General features: G+C 54.2%; 15 protein-coding genes and 1 pseudogene. 9 read left to right on the forward strand and 7 right to left on the reverse strand.

All coding sequences use genetic code 11. From position 1 onward, the window contains the following. Positions 1 to 103 precede the first annotated feature (103 nt). The 4 genes from B2Y33_RS12950 to B2Y33_RS12965 all read right to left on the reverse strand — a co-directional run bounded on the left by B2Y33_RS12950 (position 104) and on the right by B2Y33_RS12965 (position 1,419). On the reverse strand, positions 104 to 313 hold the full coding sequence (locus B2Y33_RS12950) for a hypothetical protein (protein ID WP_236166220.1): 210 nt from the start codon (positions 311 to 313) through the stop codon (positions 104 to 106). Positions 314 to 465: 152 nt separating this feature from the next. Beyond that, positions 466 to 789: a DUF7693 family protein gene (locus tag B2Y33_RS12955; RefSeq protein ID WP_206405774.1), complete on the reverse strand. Its 324-nt coding sequence runs from the start codon at positions 787 to 789 to the stop codon at positions 466 to 468. Between the two features lie 15 nt (positions 790 to 804). Then, the gene (locus B2Y33_RS12960) at positions 805 to 1,032 is read right to left on the reverse strand and encodes a type II toxin-antitoxin system Phd/YefM family antitoxin (protein WP_206405775.1); all 228 of its coding nucleotides are present in this window, start codon (positions 1,030 to 1,032) and stop codon (positions 805 to 807) included. After that, on the reverse strand, positions 1,033 to 1,419 hold the full coding sequence (locus B2Y33_RS12965; protein WP_206405776.1) for a hypothetical protein: 387 nt from the start codon (positions 1,417 to 1,419) through the stop codon (positions 1,033 to 1,035). It abuts the gene before it with no gap. A 315-nt stretch (positions 1,420 to 1,734) separates the two neighbouring features. Between B2Y33_RS12965 and B2Y33_RS12970 the strand changes: the two genes are divergently transcribed. From B2Y33_RS12970 to B2Y33_RS13010, 9 genes and pseudogenes are all read left to right on the forward strand, one after another. After that, entirely contained in the window at positions 1,735 to 2,349 is a 615-nt protein-coding gene (locus B2Y33_RS12970) for a hypothetical protein (protein WP_206405777.1), read from the forward strand. 49 nt (positions 2,350 to 2,398) lie between these two features. Next, entirely contained in the window at positions 2,399 to 2,761 is a 363-nt protein-coding gene (locus B2Y33_RS12975) for a hypothetical protein (protein WP_206405778.1), read from the forward strand. Between the two features lie 1,039 nt (positions 2,762 to 3,800). Further along, positions 3,801 to 5,219: a site-specific integrase gene (locus B2Y33_RS12980; RefSeq protein WP_206405779.1), complete on the forward strand. Its 1,419-nt coding sequence runs from the start codon at positions 3,801 to 3,803 to the stop codon at positions 5,217 to 5,219. Further along, positions 5,216 to 7,141, forward strand: a complete 1,926-nt coding sequence (locus B2Y33_RS12985) for a hypothetical protein (RefSeq protein ID WP_206405780.1) — start codon at positions 5,216 to 5,218, stop codon at positions 7,139 to 7,141. Before B2Y33_RS12980 ends, B2Y33_RS12985 begins: the two co-directional genes overlap by 4 nt. After that, positions 7,142 to 9,103, forward strand: a complete 1,962-nt coding sequence (locus B2Y33_RS12990) for a tyrosine-type recombinase/integrase (RefSeq protein ID WP_206405781.1) — start codon at positions 7,142 to 7,144, stop codon at positions 9,101 to 9,103. Beyond that, positions 9,103 to 9,507, forward strand: a complete 405-nt coding sequence (locus B2Y33_RS12995) for a hypothetical protein (protein ID WP_206405782.1) — start codon at positions 9,103 to 9,105, stop codon at positions 9,505 to 9,507. Before B2Y33_RS12990 ends, B2Y33_RS12995 begins: the two co-directional genes overlap by 1 nt. A gap of 97 nt (positions 9,508 to 9,604) precedes the next feature. Then, a complete protein-coding gene (locus B2Y33_RS13000; protein ID WP_046784291.1) occupies positions 9,605 to 10,165 on the forward strand; it encodes an SLATT domain-containing protein in 561 nt (186 codons plus the stop codon). Continuing rightward, positions 10,162 to 11,691, forward strand: a complete 1,530-nt coding sequence (locus B2Y33_RS13005) for a nucleotidyltransferase (RefSeq protein WP_206405783.1) — start codon at positions 10,162 to 10,164, stop codon at positions 11,689 to 11,691. Before B2Y33_RS13000 ends, B2Y33_RS13005 begins: the two co-directional genes overlap by 4 nt. A gap of 198 nt (positions 11,692 to 11,889) precedes the next feature. Next, positions 11,890 to 13,092 (forward strand): annotated as a pseudogene (locus B2Y33_RS13010) (cation:proton antiporter); the annotation flags it as partial. Between the two features lie 26 nt (positions 13,093 to 13,118). Here the strand turns inward: B2Y33_RS13010 and dapC are convergent. From dapC to map, 3 genes are read right to left on the reverse strand one after another with little or no spacing between them, the layout of a single operon-like run. Then, a complete protein-coding gene (gene dapC, locus B2Y33_RS13015; RefSeq protein WP_028686888.1) occupies positions 13,119 to 14,315 on the reverse strand; it encodes a succinyldiaminopimelate transaminase in 1,197 nt (398 codons plus the stop codon). 27 nt (positions 14,316 to 14,342) lie between these two features. Beyond that, positions 14,343 to 17,042: a [protein-PII] uridylyltransferase gene (locus tag B2Y33_RS13020; RefSeq protein ID WP_027913870.1), complete on the reverse strand. Its 2,700-nt coding sequence runs from the start codon at positions 17,040 to 17,042 to the stop codon at positions 14,343 to 14,345. Positions 17,043 to 17,080: 38 nt separating this feature from the next. Next, complete coding sequence (gene map / locus B2Y33_RS13025) at positions 17,081 to 17,863, reverse strand: type I methionyl aminopeptidase (protein ID WP_027913871.1); 783 nt, start codon at positions 17,861 to 17,863, stop codon at positions 17,081 to 17,083. Positions 17,864 to 17,946: the final 83 nt, after the last annotated feature.

The following is a 17,946-nucleotide window of genomic DNA, read 5'->3' on the forward strand; positions in this document are numbered from 1 at the left end:
CGTTCCTCGGGTGACCAGTCTATCGGTGGAGGTATCTGGCAAACCTTCGCTAAGGCGGAATTTTCAGTGCCGTCCATGCAGCGCAATTTTTCAACCAGGTCAATTAGCGTGTATCCGGGAAAGCGACCGGCTGCAAACGTTGGGTTGATGGGGCGTATGCAGCAAGAGCAACCGGCTGCTGAGAGTGGTGCACATGGCCGTGGCTCGCGACGTCCATGCCTGTGAACGCCCAGATCCCCGAAGACACTTCATGGACACCCAGTCGGTGTAGCAACGCCGTCGCTTTTTCCGATGGGTCGTCGAAGATTTCCATCTTGGGAGTGCTCCTGATAAGGGTATGAGATGCTGATTTGCCTTTCCCACGAAGAGAGCTCATTGGTCACCGCGAAGAAGATTGGATATAGATCTGTCAGGAAGGCCGTAGGTGCGGCTATCACCTATTGCCCGAGCACGGTGTGGCTACTCTCAAAGCGATCTCAGCAGGCTCTGAAGCGTTCCGTGCTCCCAAGTGCTGAGTAGGGCAATCGGATCCGTCCCGTATCGATCACCAGGGTCGAAACACCAAACCCGCCCATCCGGGCTTTCGCAGCGCTCGCAGTAGTCCAGCTCATCACAGTCATTGAAAACGGTGATGCGCCAACCTTCGATGTCGATCATGAAAAGGCCGACGAACATCTCGTCCCATCTCTGGGGGCCGGTCTTTCGCATGTGGCTTCGACCGAACACCGCCTCTCGCAGAACTTGAGAAACCTCACGTGCCGTGAGTGAGTTCACACCGTCCTCGTTCATGTCTCTCGTCCTCGATCAGAGCTCTGGGCTGTGGTGCGCCTGGTAAGGTTGTTTTATAGTGGAGTACAAATGTTCTCCTTCCCTGGAATTTCCAGGGTTAGGGTTGTTCCATTGCTCAGGTGCGTCCATCAGCAGGTAGGGTTTTCCATGCCTAGTGATGATGAATGAGTGCCCTTTAACCACGAGCGCGGCGAGCCGTCGAAAGCGTCTCCGAGCTTGGCTGAGACTGATGATCGTGGGCACTTAGCTTTCTCCTGCGTGGATGCTGCCATCGTGCGCAGGGCAGAGCGTACTCACCCACCCGCCGTCGATTTGTTTGCCAGGCGCGCCACACTGCTCGCAGGTCTTCAGCGATATCTGTTCGGCAAGAGCAACAGCACCCGTGCAGTAGCTATCGCCACCGTCATAGAAGAAGTGGAGCTCGCCAAACTTCGACTTCACCTGTGCCACCACGACCTGCGAAACGTCGGCGTGTCGATCCAGGTGGGCCTGAAGCACGTCGCATAGGGAAAATAGGAGCCCACGCCAACCTCGGCTGCAGTAGATGTCATCCACAGATGGATCAGCGAACAGCAGGGGATAGCGTTCTCTGAACTCTGCGATGCTGATCTCGGGTGTTTCCGTATTCATAGGGTGCTGGCACTTGGAGGAAAGCGAATGATTTAAGCGGTGGGCAGGTGTGGTTTGAGGTTATCAAGCTGTGGTGAAACTGTCGAGGCAACTAAAGGGTATGCACTTGGCATACCCTTAGTCCGATGAGTCAATCTTTCCCTCAGCTCGAAAGCTCTAATCAGGGCTGGAGCCGGCCAAATTAGAGGTTGGTGTGTCAATATATAATAAACTATTAAAGCATATATTGACGAGTCTGCAAAAAAAGTGCTTGAAGGTTTGCCCGTGTTGGCTAATCATGAGGGGCAAACAGTTTTTCGAAGATGGTTGGTTGGAATGAACATCGTCCTGTATGCACCGCAAGAAATTCCAAAGACTATTACTGCTCGAGTTGCGATCTCGCGCTTGGGGGAGCACCTGCAAGCGTTCCTTAACGCCAATAATATTTCGAAATGGACTACGGATGAAGACTATGTCTTGAAGGATGACAAGTTAGCCGACGTGTTGGTCACCCTCGGCACCGCAAAAGGAATGACCATCGCCCAGATTAAATATCAGGCTAGGAGGGTGCGGAAATTGGCGAAAGCGGGCGGAGCTATCATGAAGTTGAATCATGCGTACAGCATGGTGGCTAACTGCCTGGGTTATCGAGATTTTAAAACCTCTTTCAAATGCCGTTCCGTTGATCACTATGTAGATAATCTCTGGTTGACGGATATGCTTCTTCGAGATGGCTTACTTGCTTCTGAGCGCCCCGAAAGCTGGCCATCGTCACGCATTACGGACGAGCTGCGAGCGCGGATGAGGTTTAACAAGATCCGAAGCAACATTATCAATCCGATAAAGAAGCGCGGGCGGAAGGCACGAAGCCAGAAGGAACAGGAGTTTCTGGAGGCTAAGCGTCACGAGATATCAAGAAGGGGGAGCGCCCCGTTTGAAACTCGGGAATAGCCTCCCTGGAGGATGTTGGCCCACACAGATTTCACTAGGAGACACCGTCATGGCCAGTGATGACGATTTGCGCTTACGCGAGACTGCACGGCGGCAAGCGCTTTGGGCGCTCGCAGGTCTCACACCTGGTGATCCTCGAGCCGCTGACGCTTTGGTCATTCTTGACGGCATCGAACGACAAGAACAACGCAGCCCATTCCCATCGGTAACGGCCACTGAGATACCGGGCGGTATCGTGATTGTGCGTGATGGGGACATCCCCGAGCCTTGGAAGCAGCGCTTTTACTGCGCGAGCCGAGGTTCGACCCGTCTGCTTGAGGGGGCCTATTGGTACGACTGGGAGAAATTCCTTTCAGAGTGGCAAAAGGAAATGGCTCATCTTGAGCAGCATAGATGTGCCCGGCCAAAGTAGCCTGAGTAACAATCAAGCCCAGTAAAGATCTGAATCTTGATTGAAAACTTCTAGGTGTGTGCCAAGCCAAGCGGAGCGCGAGGGCTTAAGGCCTAAGGCCGGTGGCGCGAGGATGGCAGCCCGAAGGGACGAGACCGGGCTCCACCTGGGCTCGGTTTACGCCAGCCGGCCCAGCGGATGCGCCCAACTCTAGGCTCAAATGGCCCTGTCATGAGCATCTAGCGCAGCCCCAAGCGTAGGGTGCCATTCCAGTACCAGTTCGCTGGCCACTCCCATCAACCTGCGAGAAACCCGGCGCTCTTCGTCCTGATATGGCGAAACCGGATCTTCAGCCGAGATGTAGCGGGCAGACGCTACGCTGAACCCTCTGCCATCAAGCGCCTGCAGACATACGTATCTGATAGCGGCCTTGTCACTCAAGCGTCGCCAAGAGATCACTTCAACACACGCGTCGACTACGTAGCTATCAGTGTCGATGCCGCGTTTCTTCCTGTACCTAGGATCAACCAGGTGGCTGAGCTCCTGACGTCGAGCTATGACGTAATCCCTGATCTCATCGGGATCGATTGATAATCTGCCGCTAGGTGATACGGAGAAATTTCGGAGTTTATTAACTGCCTCTATAAACTCTCGTTCTTGTTTGGCCTCCCAATTATTTTGTGATTTTGCGAACCAAGATATGAGTTTTCTTAATCGGCTAGGGTTCGAACTGCGCATAAGATTCCAAGGGGTATGCATGAGCTGGATGCTAGAAGCCACGGAATAGAGAGGCTGGTGGGCGTACATCGCAACGGTGACAGTATTTTTATGCTGTTGCAAGTGCGGTGCAGAATAAGCTAGATATATTAATCTGCAAGCGATAAAGCAATATGTCAATTTATAGGTAATTATTTTGAAGGTGGCTTTTGGTATGTTTTCCGCATACCCTAAAGTTGTTGAAAAAGTTCTTGTGCAGGCTGTTTTTTGTGGCTAGGCTCTTCCTCCAGTTGAACCATGGTGCCGGCTCTCGTCGGGCAAATTCAGAAGGTGGGAGATTGTCGTGATTAACTACGGAAGTCCAGTCGGCGAACTGTCGATCAAGAAAATTCCTTTTCTCCCACTGCTGCAGCCATTCTCAAAGCTTAATAAGCTTGAGTACGACGACCATGTTGTTGAATCTTATTTTACAGGTCGCCATTCGTTTGAGGATTTTCAAGAGACTCAAAAATTCGTGCCTATGGATGAGACTCACAATGATCATTGTGATCAGTTCCCGATCTTATTGAATGAGGATGGCTCACCTTGGGTGTTGGGCAACCTTTACCTTGTGAAATTGGCAACGGACTACCCTCAGCCACATCATAACACCCTCTATAAAACAGCTTTGGCGCTACAGGATCACTGGAAGGTTCTGCGTGATGAGAGGGTTGGGATGTTTGAATTCCCCCTAAGGCTAAGGAGACGATCTACCTACTGTTATAGCTATCATTGGAAACGAATTGTAGATGAACGTCCAGAAGCAGAAGGCGGAGCTAACGAAAAGATTTATAAGGTGACCGAATTCTATAGGTGGGCGAAGTCAGAAAATTATTTCTCACCAGCTCATGATATGTGGAAGGAGTCTGAGCGGCATATCGTATTAAAGAATGAATATGGTAAATCGTACACCAAGGTAATTCGTGTAACAGATCTGACGGTGAAAAGCATCGCTCCTGCGCCGGAGAAAAAGCTAAAACCCTATGGTGACAGCGACCAAATTGCCATTGAGCAGGCGCTTCGAGCCATTGATAATACAGAAATGAGTATTGCGTTCGCACTTTCTTTGACAACGTCTGCCCGAAAGCAAACCGCACTTACTTTAAAACGTTCGGCTTTTGATGCATATGACGGGCAAGAAGTATTTATGGTCAAGGTGGGCAAGGGGCATAGCGCTGATACAAAAAAGCAAAAGCATTTTAAAATTTACATTCCTGGTTGGCTCGCTAATCAAATTGTCACATATCTGAAGTCGGAGCGTTATCTCAAGCGTCTACAGCTAGTGCCGGCAGGTTGTGATAATGATTACCTATTTATCACGAAAAAAGGCTTGCCATACTACGCTCGAAGAGATGACCCCGGAAATCGCGTCTTTCAAGCGATACCAGTTGGGAAAGCGCTTGATGCTTTCATTCGGCAGCAACTTACTCCCCGTCTCCGTGACATGGGATATAGCACTTATGTCCGCTTCCATAACTTGCGCGCGACATATGCAACAAATTTTGTCATGGGTAATCTCGAGCTTGTCGATAAAGGGAAAATGAAAATGACTAAGTTGATCGATTTAGTCATGGATAAGCTGGGGCAGTCATCGCGTGAGGTAGCCGAGCGATATATCGGTGAAATCCAGGCCCAACAGCTTTCATACATTGCTCAAGATTTTATGGAGTTGAAACTCCAGTCGATGCTTGCGGATGGAAAGTTAGAGGTTGATCATCCATGATGAATAATATGGTGTTGTTTGAACCAGCAATCATTGATCTTGATGTGCCTGAAAGCGCTGACGTAGATCTTGATCAAGATTCATCATGCTTGCTCGAGCTAGAGCTGAGGGTGCGTGACTATACAAGGGTCAGAAGAATGCCTGTGGGATACTTGGCATATACCCGCAGATATGCCACACGGCCTTTTAGGAAGCGCTGGGTAGATCCCAATTCAATCCGTACATCTCGAATCAAGCCGTTGAGTCGCTTTGCATCTTCGCTCATAGATAAGAAGATGAAACTGTCACCATCTGCAGTATATGAAAGATTCTCGAGGTTTTCTGGGTTTTTAGAGTTTTGCGACTCAAATGATCTTCAAGATGTGCTTGATGGGCCTAGCAACTACCACTCAGCGCTAATTAAATATTCTTTCAAGCTTGACAAGGGCGTGTCCGAAACTGGAAAAGGGAATGGTGCTAATCGAATCTTGACTGTTGTCGGGTCAATCGCAAGTGATATTTTCCCCGGCGCTGATTATAATTTTGCTGTAGGAGTAAAGTTTCCTGGCTACAGCAAAGATGAACAGAATCATACCCGTGTGCCTGATGAAGAAAAGCTATTCCCCATCTATAGGGTGGCGGATGCAGTATTCAAAGAGGTTTTGGGCTTCTTGTGTAGTAATGATAAACAGCCAAAGGTTGTTGAGAGGTACGGTGAGAGTTACTGGTTTTTACCAACATACTACCCTTTGATAACTGAAACAGCTATTTTTGAAAACCAGAGAAAGAAATCGCGTGGAGTGATTCTTACAGTCATCAGGGCTCATGCTTTGAAACTGAGTCAAGAATCTGCAGGAACTATCTCTCCATCTGAAGCTATCAAGATGGTTATGCAGCGCCTGCTGAGTGGTGGGGCGTTGATCAATGAAGGGGTTTCCAGTCGAACAAGGTTTGAGAGACTTCCTGTGAGGTTTAGGCAGGAGCACATTCATCGTTTGGCTATGTTAGCGCATGATTGCTTTTTATTTATATTTATATTGAATACTAGCGCTAACGTTTCTGTAGCTGCAAATATTCGATGGAGCGAGGCGCTGGAGATCGAGGCCGAGGTTCAGCGACTACGCTCTATCAAGCGGCGGGCGCAAAACAAGTCAGTAGATGTGATTTTCGGTGTCCGTTTTCTCAACCGGCTTCGGGATTATTTTAAATTAAGAGCCTATCTTCCAGGCGTGAATGGTTTTAAATATCTTTTCGGTACTTTCGATTTTAAGAAAGAGCCGCTTCAGGTCAGTGATAACCCGTCAGCAGCTTTGGTTCAAAAATTAAGAAGGGTAGTCAATCCTCGCTTAGATGCCATCGGTTACAAGGAGCTTCGGGTTTATCACCATAATTCGAAAACTAATCATGATGGATTGGCTGTTGCCGCTCATTCAGCACAGCATACTGAAATCACGGCTATAAATAGTTATACCTCTGGTAATGAAGATGTGGTCATATCCGAAGGGGTTATGTATTTTTCGGGGCTTGGTCATGCGGTCAGTGAACATCATTCTACACAGGCCGGTGGTTGCGTCGGTAATTTGATCGAGGCTGTTCAAATAGATGTGGATGAAGGTTTTACTCCAGATTGCAAAAACTTGATCGGGTGCTTGTTCTGTAAGCACTACATACTACACATGGATCTGGGCGATGCTGAAAAACTGATCAGCATGGAGTATTTGATTGCTCAGCTGGAATCTATCCAAAGTGATCCTTCTGAATTTCATTTGGTTTATGGCCCGACGCTAGCCAGGATAAGTTGGCTGCTAAAAACTATTGGTTCGTTTAGTGAGGTTTTGCGAGTGCAGGTTCCGCTTATGCGTCAGAAAATATTTCAGAATGAATCCTTGACGGCTTATTGGCAAGCAAAGCTAAATATATTGGACGAGCTTGGAGTTATCTAATTGGCAAAGGTGAGCTTGGTCGAGTATTTCGATGAGTCTTCGTCACCCTGGTTAGCAGATGATGACGGTTGGTTCATGCCTCATGATGACTATGTCATCGGCATTGGGCCAGATGGTGCTGTAGTGCGCTTCAAAGACAATACATGGTTTCTTTATAACCGAGGGATAGCTGTAAACAAGAAGAACCAGATTTCCGTTGTGTACAAAGGAGAGCGCCTGTCGGCGCAAGCATCGATTAACTTAAAGCAATCTAAAAGTATATTGATGGTTTTAGATCGGCATGCCTATCAGTCTCCTGGGAAGCCTCTCGGCGTCGCTTCAATGAACCGTTACAACTTAGCGCTTCAGCACGTAAGGCGATACTCTCTAAAGTCCGGCCTGAATGTGTTTGAAGTTCTGTCGAGCGCTAGGCACCTCGGTGAAGCATATGAGCTGTATAAGAAAAATGCATCGAGCAGCTGTGATGCTTTGCATGACTTGGTAGTTAAGCTTAGTTTTCTGCCACTCCGGTATGTAGGCTTTAAACCCGCCTCAATTCCCTTTGCAATGCGGCCATCTCCAGAGCGTGATGCCCTTCGTGAATACCACCAGACAGAAATTATCCCTACTGAGATTTATCTCAATATGCTGGTGGACTATAAGGCTGTTGTTGCGGACTTTTTGGCTGTCAAGGATAGTCTTCGCGATTTTGCGTTGCGTATCTCAGCTGATGAACACTATGCCCGCAATGGAAATTCTCATCGCGGCAAGTCTACTAGCTACGAGGACGCACTTGAAGAAGCGGGGCTTGTTGAGTACGCAAAAAAATACAATGTCACTTCTGTGCTAGAACTGCTTCGTCAATTTGGCGCGATTTATTACGCTTGTATTATGCTTATTTATGCCTTCACTGGTATGCGTAAGTCTGAGGCATATAGCCTTAAGCTCAGTTCGCTTCAAGTGCTTTCAAAAAAAGGCGTAGTTCAAGCTCGCAAGCTTAATGGGTTCACGACCAAATTTCGAGGAGTCAGGAAGCGCGTTGCCTGGTACACATCTGTTGATGTGGAAGCGCCATTTGAGGCTGCATCGTATATTTGTAATCTCATCATGGAGTGTAATGATGTTCAATTGAGTGACCAGTATTTATTTATCTCTGCAAGCTATTTTCCATTTTCTAGTTCTGGCGGAAAGCTATCGCCGCTTGACTCTGAGGCGCCTACTTGCGGAAATTATGAGCCTTCCAGGTATCAAATGCATTTTTCTGCAATTACTATCAGGGCGCACCATGTCGCGGAGCTAAAAAACCTTAATCCTTTTCGCGTATGGGAGGCAGAGGAAAAATTTGAAGTTGGAAGTCAATGGCCACTCAAGATTCATCAGTTGCGACGGTCTACGGCTGTCTATGCTATGGCAAGTGGGCTTGTAAGTCTGGCTGCTCTTAAAAATATGTTAAAGCACCTGACGGTAGCCATGTCTCGTTATTATGCTAAAGGCTCAGTGTATGCCCATAATATTCTTAAGAGAAGTGAGGGCGACAAGGACGCATGGGTTGTAAGATATCAAGAATCTGAGCTATTTGTCCGTTCTTTCCAGTATGTAAAGGAGTTGATAATTCCTGATGAGGTTTTAAAAGGGCCGGCGGGTACTTGGATTGAACGTAATTCAAAGCCGGTACTTAAATCTCTTGCTTATGCGGATAGCTTGGAAAAAACTCTTGGAAAAATGAAAAAGGGACAAATTTTCTACCGCCCAACGCCTGTCGGCGGATGCACATTGAATGGGCCGTGTGAAAAGCGTATTACGGTCAGCTTTGTAGGTTGTGACGGATGCTCGAATGCAGCGATTGTCCAGTCTAAACTGATAAAGCTCATCTCAATTCAAGAGAAGTCAGTACACAGGCTGGAAGGGGCGCCGGAATTTCAATTTGAAAACAATACTTTGTTAGAGCTAAATGATTTGGCTCATAAACTTGGAGTCGCGTAATGGGTGTAAAAGGGTTGGTGTTGCTTTGGGCGGCATTAAGACGAATATTGGATGGCAAACCTTTAATTGTTAGCGTTAACGATCCTTTATCCTATGATCTTGTGTGTTTGGAGGCAGGGTTCAAGCGTGGCTATCTCAAAGCCAATAGAAAGCAGCACGATGAAATTCGCGCCCGTATAGCTGAAGAAATGGCGAAGCAAAATGCTAAACCAAAAAAGTTCACGAAGACTGCAGCTAGGGAGTCGAACCAGAAGAAAATCGAGGAGATTAAGGCTTGGAAAGCAAAATACGAACTGGTACTCGCAAGAGAGGTTTTGCTCATCGACTACATCAGTAGGCTTGAAAAGAAATTAGAGATTAGGAACAAACCACGTCTCGCCCATTCCAATCCTAATCCAGTCTGAATACTGTCTGCATTTACCTCATGCCACCGAGGCTTGATTGATAGGTGGCACCGTGCTAGTAACCGTCTTCCCCAAATCTGGCTGGAGCCGGTTGTTCATGAATGATCTGAGTCGCCTTGAGGCCCAAGTAAGGGATTGCTTTGGCCGTGTCGTCTACACCCACAAGACCCATGAAAAAATGGCGGATGCCTGCTCAGCAAGGCTCAATGGGTGGAAAATGGCCCAGCTCATTGCCTCGGCTGCGACGGCTACGGTCGCCGTTGCAGCAGGCTTCTGTGACCCGGAGTGGATCAAAATTGCTACCGGGGTATGTTCCGTCATAACCCTGCTTATCACCAGCTACATGAAGGGTTTTGATCCAGGAGGGGTTGCTCAAAAGCACCGCGATGCTGCTGCGAGTATTTGGACTATCCGTGAGTCCTACCTATCGCTGCTCACGGATATCAACGCCGGCCAGATTACCTACGACCAGGCTGCGATACGTCGCGAAGCTCTGCAGGCCCAGCTGGCTGCGGTCTACAAGAGCGCCCCACAGACCAATGGGAAAGCCTACAAAAAGGCTCAGGATGCCCTGAAGCTCAACGAGGAATACACCCTCTCGAACGATGAAGTTGACTGCTTCCTTCCTGAGGCATTCCGAAAGGAGGGCCAGCGATGAATCGTGCAACAGCTGGCGAACACTTCATTGGCGATCTCGCGACTGCATTGGATATTCCGCCTGAACGATACGAAGCTGCGGATCGGAGCTACCGGTCGGTGTGCACCTGGCTGGAGAGACCCGATTCGCAGTTCAACGGTGTTGATATCCAGGCTTATGCCCAAGGCTCATTTCGACTGGGCACTGTCATCCGTCCGTTAAGCGGGGAGGAGGACTACGACCTAGATGTCGTGTTCGAGTTTGACCTGAGTAAGGGGCGCAATACCCAGGAAGACGTGTACGAGGCTCTGGGGGCCGAGCTGATGGCCTATGCAAGACGCTACGGTATGGAGCCGCCGCAGGGTTGGGATCGCTGCTGGACGCTGAATTACTCGGACTCTGCCCAGTTTCACATGGATTTGCTGCCTTCAGTTCCTGATGGACAGCGACAGCGGCTTCTTCGTGAACAACGAATGTTGAGCTTGGCACACGTCCAGACCTCAATCTCCATAACTGATCGCTCCCACGTAAACTACAGGCTTCGATCAGATGACTGGCCTTCGAGCAATCCCAAGGGATATGCGGATTGGTTCTACGCCAGGATGAAGCCTGCGTTCGATCAGAGGCGTCGAGCGATGATGCTGGCTGAAGCGAAAGCAGATGTTGAAGACATCCCATCGTTCCGGGTGAAGACACCTCTGCAGGCGGCCATCCAACTGCTGAAGCGCCATCGAGACATGCGGTTTTCTGAGGTGGAAGACGGAAGACCCTCATCGATAATCATCAGTACCTTGGCTGCTCATGCTTACAACCAAGAGGGGTCTGTAACGGGTGCGCTCCTATCTATTCTTGCCTCCATGGATCGATTCATTCATGAGCGGAACGGGGTGACATGGATTGAGAACCCTTCTAACCCCCGTGAGAATTTCGCGGATGGATGGGAGCATGAGCCTGTCCTGAAAGAGGGATTCTATGAGTGGTTAGAAGTGGCTAGGTCAGACTTTGCCCTCGCCGCTCAGCAGGACGACATGGAGTCGGTCATAGACATACTAGCGCCACGCATGGGCCGTCCTCTTGTCGAGAGCGCAGTTCTGCCGACTAGCTTCCAGGCCCTCGCAAGATCGAGGGAGAAGCGCAGGAGCCCGAACCAGCGCCTAGCTGATGCACCGCACAGGAAACCAATGACCTGGCCTAAAGTGCCCGGAGGGAACGTGCACCTTTTAGCTCGCTCGTCACAGAACGGATTCCGCACTGGTTATGTCAGCAGCGGAGTGCCTGTAAGGAGAGGCTGCTCTCTCAACTTCATGGCAACCACCGACGTAGCGCCACCTTTCAAGGTTTATTGGCAGATCGTGAACACAGGAAAGGAGGCTGCCAAGAACAAGGGCCTTCGAGGCGGATTCGAAATGTCGACCTCTGAGCTGGGCAGTCTCTGGAAGGATGAAACGGCCTTGTACATTGGCACCCACACCATTGAGTGCTTCATCGTGAAAGACAACTACTGTGCTGCTCGAAGTGGCCAGTTCGTCGTGGACATCAAGGCTTGAGGTGAGTTGAAACTCAGCCCTACACCTAACCCTCTCCTACGACGCACCTAAGCCAAAGCCTGTTCTATTGCCTGCCTTCTCCTCGTGTTGGTAGCGGGGAGGGGCGGCTGTACTCCCTTTGGGTCGCATGCCTGCAAGATCTGTCTGTCCATCTGTGTGTATGGCGAGATGTGGATTTGTGTCCACATATGGTGAGTAGCCCTGATGAACGATGCCTCGGGCCTGGTTACCTTCAAGTTCGCCCTGGCTGCGGCCATCACCGGTGTCTTTTCACTGACCGATGCCAGCCTGAGCTTCGCACTGGTGGCGCTTGGCGGTCTGGCCGTGGGGGTGGCGCTGAGTTGGCTGGTCGGCCGCCTGCGTGCCTGGATGATCGGCCGCGGCTGGGACGACCCGGCCACCCATGTGGTGTTCATGCTGCTGCTGCCGTTCGCGGCCTATGTGCTGGCCGAGCGCCTCGGGGTGTCGGGCATCCTCTCGGCAGTGGCGGCCGGCATGATGCAGAGCTGGCTCGACCTGCTGCCACGCCAGACCAGCACCCGCCTGCTCAATCGTAGCGTGTGGTCGCTGCTGGAGTTCGCGTTCAATGGGCTGATCTTCCTGTTGTTGGGCTTGCAACTGCCCGACATCGTCAAGGCGGTGGTCAGCCATGAAACCACGCTGTGGCCGACCCTGGCCTGGCGCTGCCTGGACGTGGTCGCCATCTTCGCGGCGCTGATCGTGCTGCGGTTCATCTGGGTGCAGAGTATCTGGCGCCTGGTGGGGGTCCTGCGCCGTTGGCGCGGCAAGCCTGCGCTGGTGATGTTGCCCACCGCACGCTCGTGCTGGTTGCTCACGCTGGGCGGTGTGCGAGGGGCCGTCACCCTGGCGGGTGTGATGTCGATTCCGTTGCTGATGGGCGCGGACAAGGCGTTTCCAGAGCGCGATCTGCTGATCTTCATTGCCGCCGGTGTCATCCTGCTGTCGTTGATCGGTGCCTGTGTCGCACTGCCGCTTTTACTGCGCGGCGTGACCAAAAGCCCTGACGAGCGCATGCAGCAAGAGGTGCATGAAGCCTGGCGACGCACCGCTGAGGCCGCGATTCACGCCTTGGAGGCCGAGGAGGTGGTCGATGCCAACGCGCCGCAGGATGCCGCCCAGGCCACACTGGCTACAGAATTGAAGGCTCGGCTGATGGCTGAGTATCGCGACCAGCTGGACCGGCACAATGACAGTGAGGAGGCCAGGGCCTTGGCCGAGCAGATGGACCTGCTCGAGCGCCGCCTGCGCTTGCGTGCGCTGCGGGCCCAGCGCCTGGAGCTCTACAACCTGCACCGCCAGCACCTGCTCGGTGACGAGGTGGTGCGGCATGTGCTGGGCGACCTGGACATGAGCGAGGCTAACCTGGGCCAGATCAAGTGAACTGGCCCCGTCTTGCCTAAAAGGCTTCAGCGCGTGTGCAAGAACGCGCGAATACGCTCGGCCGCCTCGATGCATTCGGACAGCGGGGCAACCAGCGCCATGCGCACGCGTCCGGCGCCGGGGTTGACCCCGTCCACTTCACGGGACAGGTACGAGCCGGGTACCACGGTCACGTGCTCGGCCTCGAACAGATCGCGCGTGAAGTCGGCATCGCTACCCGGCACCTTGGCCCACAGGTAGAAGCTGCCGTCCGGGCGCTGCACATCCATGACCGGCTCGAGGATGGCCAGCACGGCGTCGTACTTGGCGCGGTACTGGTCGCGGTTTGCGCGCACATGCGCCTCATCCTCCCAGGCGGCGATGCTGGCCAACTGTGTCTGCACCGGCATGGCGCAACCATGGTAGGTGCGGTACAGCAGAAACGGCTTGATGATGTCGGCATCGCCGGCCACGAAGCCCGAGCGCAGCCCCGGCAGGTTCGAACGCTTGGACAGGCTGTGGAACACCACGCAGCGCTTGAAATCATTACGCCCCAGCTCCGCACAGGCCGACAACAGCCCCGGTGGCGGTGCATCCTCATCGAAATACAACTCGCTGTAGCATTCGTCGGCAGCGATCACGAAATCGTGCGCATCGGCCAGTGCGATCAGCTTTTTCAAGGTGTCCATGGGCACCAGGGCGCCGGTGGGGTTGCCGGGTGAGCACAGGAACAGGACCTGGCAACGGGCCCAGACGTGGTCGGGCACCGCGTCGAAGTCGGGGTTCAAGCCGTTGCTTTCCAGGCACGGCAGGTAGTACGGGGTGGCACCGGCCAACAGCGCAGCCCCTTCATAGATCTGGTAGAACGGGTTGGGGCTCAACACCAGGCCATCGGCACTACGGTCGACCACCGCCTGGGTAAAGGCGAACAGCGCTTCGCGGGTGCCGTTCACCGGCAGGATATGACGATCGGCATCCAGCCAGCCAGCAGGCACGCCAAAGCGGCGCTCGCACCACTGCCCGATGGCTTGGCGCAAGGCAGGCAGGCCCAGCGTGCTGGGGTATACCGCCAGCTTGTCGAGGTTGTCGGCCATCGCCTGGGCCACGAAGGGTGGCGAGGCGTGCTTGGGCTCGCCAATCGACAGGGCAATGGCGCGTTTGTCAGCAGCGGGCGTAACGCTGCCCAGCAGGGCACGAAGCTTTTCGAAAGGGTAGGGCTGAAGCTGGCTCAAGGCAGGGTTCATTGGCGCAAGGTCTCGTCAATCATGTCGTCAAAAGGTCACGCGGGCAGGGCTGGCGCTGGCCTGCCCTGCTTGCAGTTGTTGCACGATGGCTTCCTGCAGGCGGCTGCACAGTTGCGGGTCGGACAGGGGCTGGTTGTCGGCGTCGGTGATGAAGAACACGTCCTCCACACGCTCGCCCAGGGTGGCAATCTTGGCGTTCTGCAACGACAGGTCGAATTCCAGGAAGATGCGCCCCAGCCGCGCCAGCAGGCCCGGCCGGTCGGGCGCGGTGATTTCGAGAATGGTCACCGGGCGCTGGGCGTCGTTGAGGATGGTCACCTGCGGCGGGAAGTCGAAGTGCTTGAGTTGGCGCGGCACCCGACGCTGGATGATCGTGGGGTAGTCTTCGGGGTTGCGCAGCGCCTCGGTCAGGCCGTCGCGAATCTGCCTGACCCGTTGCGGGTTGTCGCCGATCGCACCGCCGTCGTTGTCCAGCACGATGTAGGTGTCCAGGGTGAACTGGCTGCTGGAGGTGATGATGCGGGCGTCGTGGATGTTCAGGTTCAGCTGCGACATGGCCGCCACCGTCACGGCGAAGAAATCGTGCTGGTCAGGGGCATAGATGAAGATCTGAGTCCCGCCTTCGAATTCGCGCTGGGTGGTTTCCTTGATCAGTACCAGCGGGCCACCGTCAGCCGGCTGTTGCAGGATGGCGTCGGTGTGCCAGGCCACGTCGGAGGCGGTGTGCTTGAGGAAGTAGTCATCCCCCAGCTGCGACCACAGCTGCTCCACGTCATCCGGGTCGGTGCCTTCGCGCACCAGCGTGTCCAATGCCGAGGACTGGGTCTGGCGAATCTGCTCCTCACGATCCAGCGGGTTTTCGAGCCCACGGCGCAGGGCACGCTTGGTCTCGGTGTACAACTGGCGCAACAGGCTGGCTCGCCATGAATTCCACAAGGTGGGGTTGGTGGCGTTGATGTCCGCCACCGTCAGCACATAGAGGTAGTCCAGCCGTGTTTCATCCCCCACGTGCAGGGCGAAGTCGTTGATCACCTGCGGATCGGACAAGTCCTTGCGCTGGGCGGTGGTGGACATGACCAGGTGGTTCTGCACCAGCCAGGCGATCAACCGGCTGTCCCAGGCTGGGAGCTGGTGGCGCTCGCAGAACTTGAGGGCATCGACCGCGCCGAGCTCGGAATGATCGCCCTGACGCCCTTTGCCGATGTCGTGGTAGAGACCGGCCAGGTAGATCAGCTCGGGCTTGGGCAAGCGGCCCATGAGCTTGCTGGCCAGCGGGAATTTCTCCGACACCGGTGTGTACTGCAGCTTGCGCAGGTGCTTGATCAGGTTGAGGGTATGGGCATCGACGGTATAGATGTGGAACAGGTCGTGCTGCATCTGCCCGACGATCAGCCCGAACTCCGGCAGGTAGCGCCCGAGGATGCCGTAGCGGTTCATGCGCCGCAGGTTGCGATGAATACCGATTTCACACTTGAACAGTTCGATGAACAGACTGGTGTTGCGAATATCGTTGCGGAAGGTGTCGTCGATCAGGTGCCGATGCTCGCGCAGCAGGCGTACCGTGTCGGCACGCACACCCTTGATGTCCGGGTGCTGGGCCATCAGCACGAATATTTCCAGCATGGCGAACGGCGTGCGCTTGAACACGTTCGGGCGCACGGCCTCGATGTAGCCGTCATGCAGGCGGAAGCGCGCATTGAGCGGTTGGGTGGTACCACTGTCGTCGTCGGCGAGAATGACTTCCTCGAAATGCTGGATGATCAGGTCGCACAACTGGCTGATGCTCATCACCACCCGGTAGTACTGCTGCATGAACTGCTCGATGGCACGCTTGGGGTTTTCGTCGCTGTAGCCCAGCAGGGCGGCAATGCTGCGCTGGTGGTCGAACAGCAGGCGATCCTCGGCACGGCCGGCGAGCATGTGCAGGGCGTAGCGCACCCGCCACAGGAAATCCTGGGAGGAGGCCAGGAGCGCATTCTCGCTTTCCAGTAGGAAGCCTTCGCCGGCCAGGGCATGCAGGTTCAGGGTGCCGTACTGGCGGCGCGCCACCCACAGCACGGTCTGGATGTCGCGCAGCCCACCAGGCGAGCCCTTGACGTTGGGCTCGAGGTTGTACTCGGTGTCGTTGTACTTGTGGTGGCGCGCCTGCAGCTCGGCGCGCTTGGCCAGGAAGAACTCGCGGCTCGGCCACATGTGCGCCGTGCTGGTGACCTCGAGCATGCGCTGGCGCAGGGCTTCCGGGCCGGCGATGGTGCGGCTTTCCATCATGTTGGTGATGATGGTGAGGTCGGCGCGGGCCTGTTCGGCACACTCATCGACGGTGCGCACGCTCTGGCCGACCTCCAGGCCGATGTCCCACAGCAGGGTCAGAAAGCGCTCGATGGCATCGCGATACCGTTCGTGCTCGGCCTCTCCCAGCAGGATAAGCAGGTCGATGTCCGAGTGCGGGTGAAGCTCACCGCGCCCGTAGCCGCCGACCGCCACCAGGGAAATGCCGCCTTGCTCGCCCCAGTCGAACTGGTTCCAGGCCTGCTGCAGGACGTTGTCCACCAGCCAGGCCCGAGCTTGAATCAGTGGGCGGATGGCGTGGCCTGCGCGAAAGCGCTTGTCCAGCACCTCGCCCGCCTGGCGAATGGCCTTCTTGAAGGCGGGTATGGGGCTGGCCTTGAGGGCCAGTTCCGCCTGGAACTGGCCACGGTCGAACAGTTCGGGGTCGAGCTGGAGCATGGGGTCAGGTTCCTGTCATCGAAGGCTGCTGGGGTGGCTCAGGCCGAGGTGCGGGCGATGGTGTCGTCCTTGCGCAGGGTGAAGATCTCGTACCCGGTCGCCGTGACCACCAGGGTATGCTCCCACTGCGCCGAGAGCTTGCGGTCCTTGGTGATCGCGGTCCAGCCATCGCCCAGCACCTTGGTGTCGGCCTTGCCCTGGTTGATCATCGGCTCGATGGTGAAGGTCATGCCTTCCTTGAGTTCCATGCCGGTGCCGGCGCGGCCGTAATGCAGGATCTGCGGCTCTTCGTGGAATACCTTGCCGATGCCATGGCCGCAGAACTCGCGCACCACCGAGAAACCGTTCTTCTCGGCATGCTTCTGGATGACTTCGCCGATGTCGCCCAGGCGACAGCCCGGCTTGACCAGTTCGATGGCCTTGTACAGGCATTCCTGGGTGACCTGGGACAGACGCTGGGCCCACACCGGCACGGTGCCGACGTGGAACATGCGGCTGGTGTCGCCGTGGTAGCCGTCCTTGATCACCGTGATGTCGATGTTCAGGGTATCGCCGTTTTTCAGGGGCTTGTCATTGGGGATGCCGTGACAGACCACGTGGTTGATCGACGTGCAGATCGACTTGGGGTAGCCCTTGTAGTTGAGCGGCGCCGGTATGGCCTGCTGGACGTTGACGATGTAGTCGTGGCACAGGCGGTCGAGCTCCTCGGTGGTGACACCGGGCTTGACGTGCTCCTCGATCATTTCCAGCACGTCGGCTGCCAGGCGGCCGGCGATGCGCATCTTCTCGATGTCTTCTGCAGTCTTGATGGTGACGGTCATTACAGGCTCTCTACTCGGCGCCGCAGGCGGCGCGTTCAAATCGGGAAAGGCGTCATTCTATCAGAGGTGCGGGCTCGTAGCGG

Origin of the sequence: Pseudomonas sp. UBA5666 (assembly GCF_002420785.1) — a bacterium.
GTDB classification, from domain to species: Bacteria; Pseudomonadota; Gammaproteobacteria; order Pseudomonadales; family Pseudomonadaceae; genus Aquipseudomonas; species Aquipseudomonas fulva.

Bases quoted from the DNA above. Each gene is read 5' to 3' on its own strand.
- B2Y33_RS12950 (WP_236166220.1), bottom strand. From the start codon at position 313: ATGGAAATCTTCGACGACCCATCGGAAAAAGCGACGGCGTTGCTACAC.
- B2Y33_RS12955 (WP_206405774.1), bottom strand. From the start codon at position 789: ATGAACGAGGACGGTGTGAACTCACTCACGGCACGTGAGGTTTCTCAA.
- B2Y33_RS12965 (WP_206405776.1), bottom strand. From the start codon at position 1,419: ATGAATACGGAAACACCCGAGATCAGCATCGCAGAGTTCAGAGAACGC.
- B2Y33_RS12970 (WP_206405777.1), top strand. From the start codon at position 1,735: ATGAACATCGTCCTGTATGCACCGCAAGAAATTCCAAAGACTATTACT.
- B2Y33_RS12975 (WP_206405778.1), top strand. From the start codon at position 2,399: ATGGCCAGTGATGACGATTTGCGCTTACGCGAGACTGCACGGCGGCAA.
- B2Y33_RS12985 (WP_206405780.1), top strand. From the start codon at position 5,216: ATGATGAATAATATGGTGTTGTTTGAACCAGCAATCATTGATCTTGAT.
- B2Y33_RS12995 (WP_206405782.1), top strand. From the start codon at position 9,103: ATGGGTGTAAAAGGGTTGGTGTTGCTTTGGGCGGCATTAAGACGAATA.
- B2Y33_RS13000 (WP_046784291.1), top strand. From the start codon at position 9,605: ATGAATGATCTGAGTCGCCTTGAGGCCCAAGTAAGGGATTGCTTTGGC.
- B2Y33_RS13005 (WP_206405783.1), top strand. From the start codon at position 10,162: ATGAATCGTGCAACAGCTGGCGAACACTTCATTGGCGATCTCGCGACT.
- dapC (WP_028686888.1), bottom strand. From the start codon at position 14,315: ATGAACCCTGCCTTGAGCCAGCTTCAGCCCTACCCTTTCGAAAAGCTT.
- B2Y33_RS13020 (WP_027913870.1), bottom strand. From the start codon at position 17,042: ATGCTCCAGCTCGACCCCGAACTGTTCGACCGTGGCCAGTTCCAGGCG.
- map (WP_027913871.1), bottom strand. From the start codon at position 17,863: ATGACCGTCACCATCAAGACTGCAGAAGACATCGAGAAGATGCGCATC.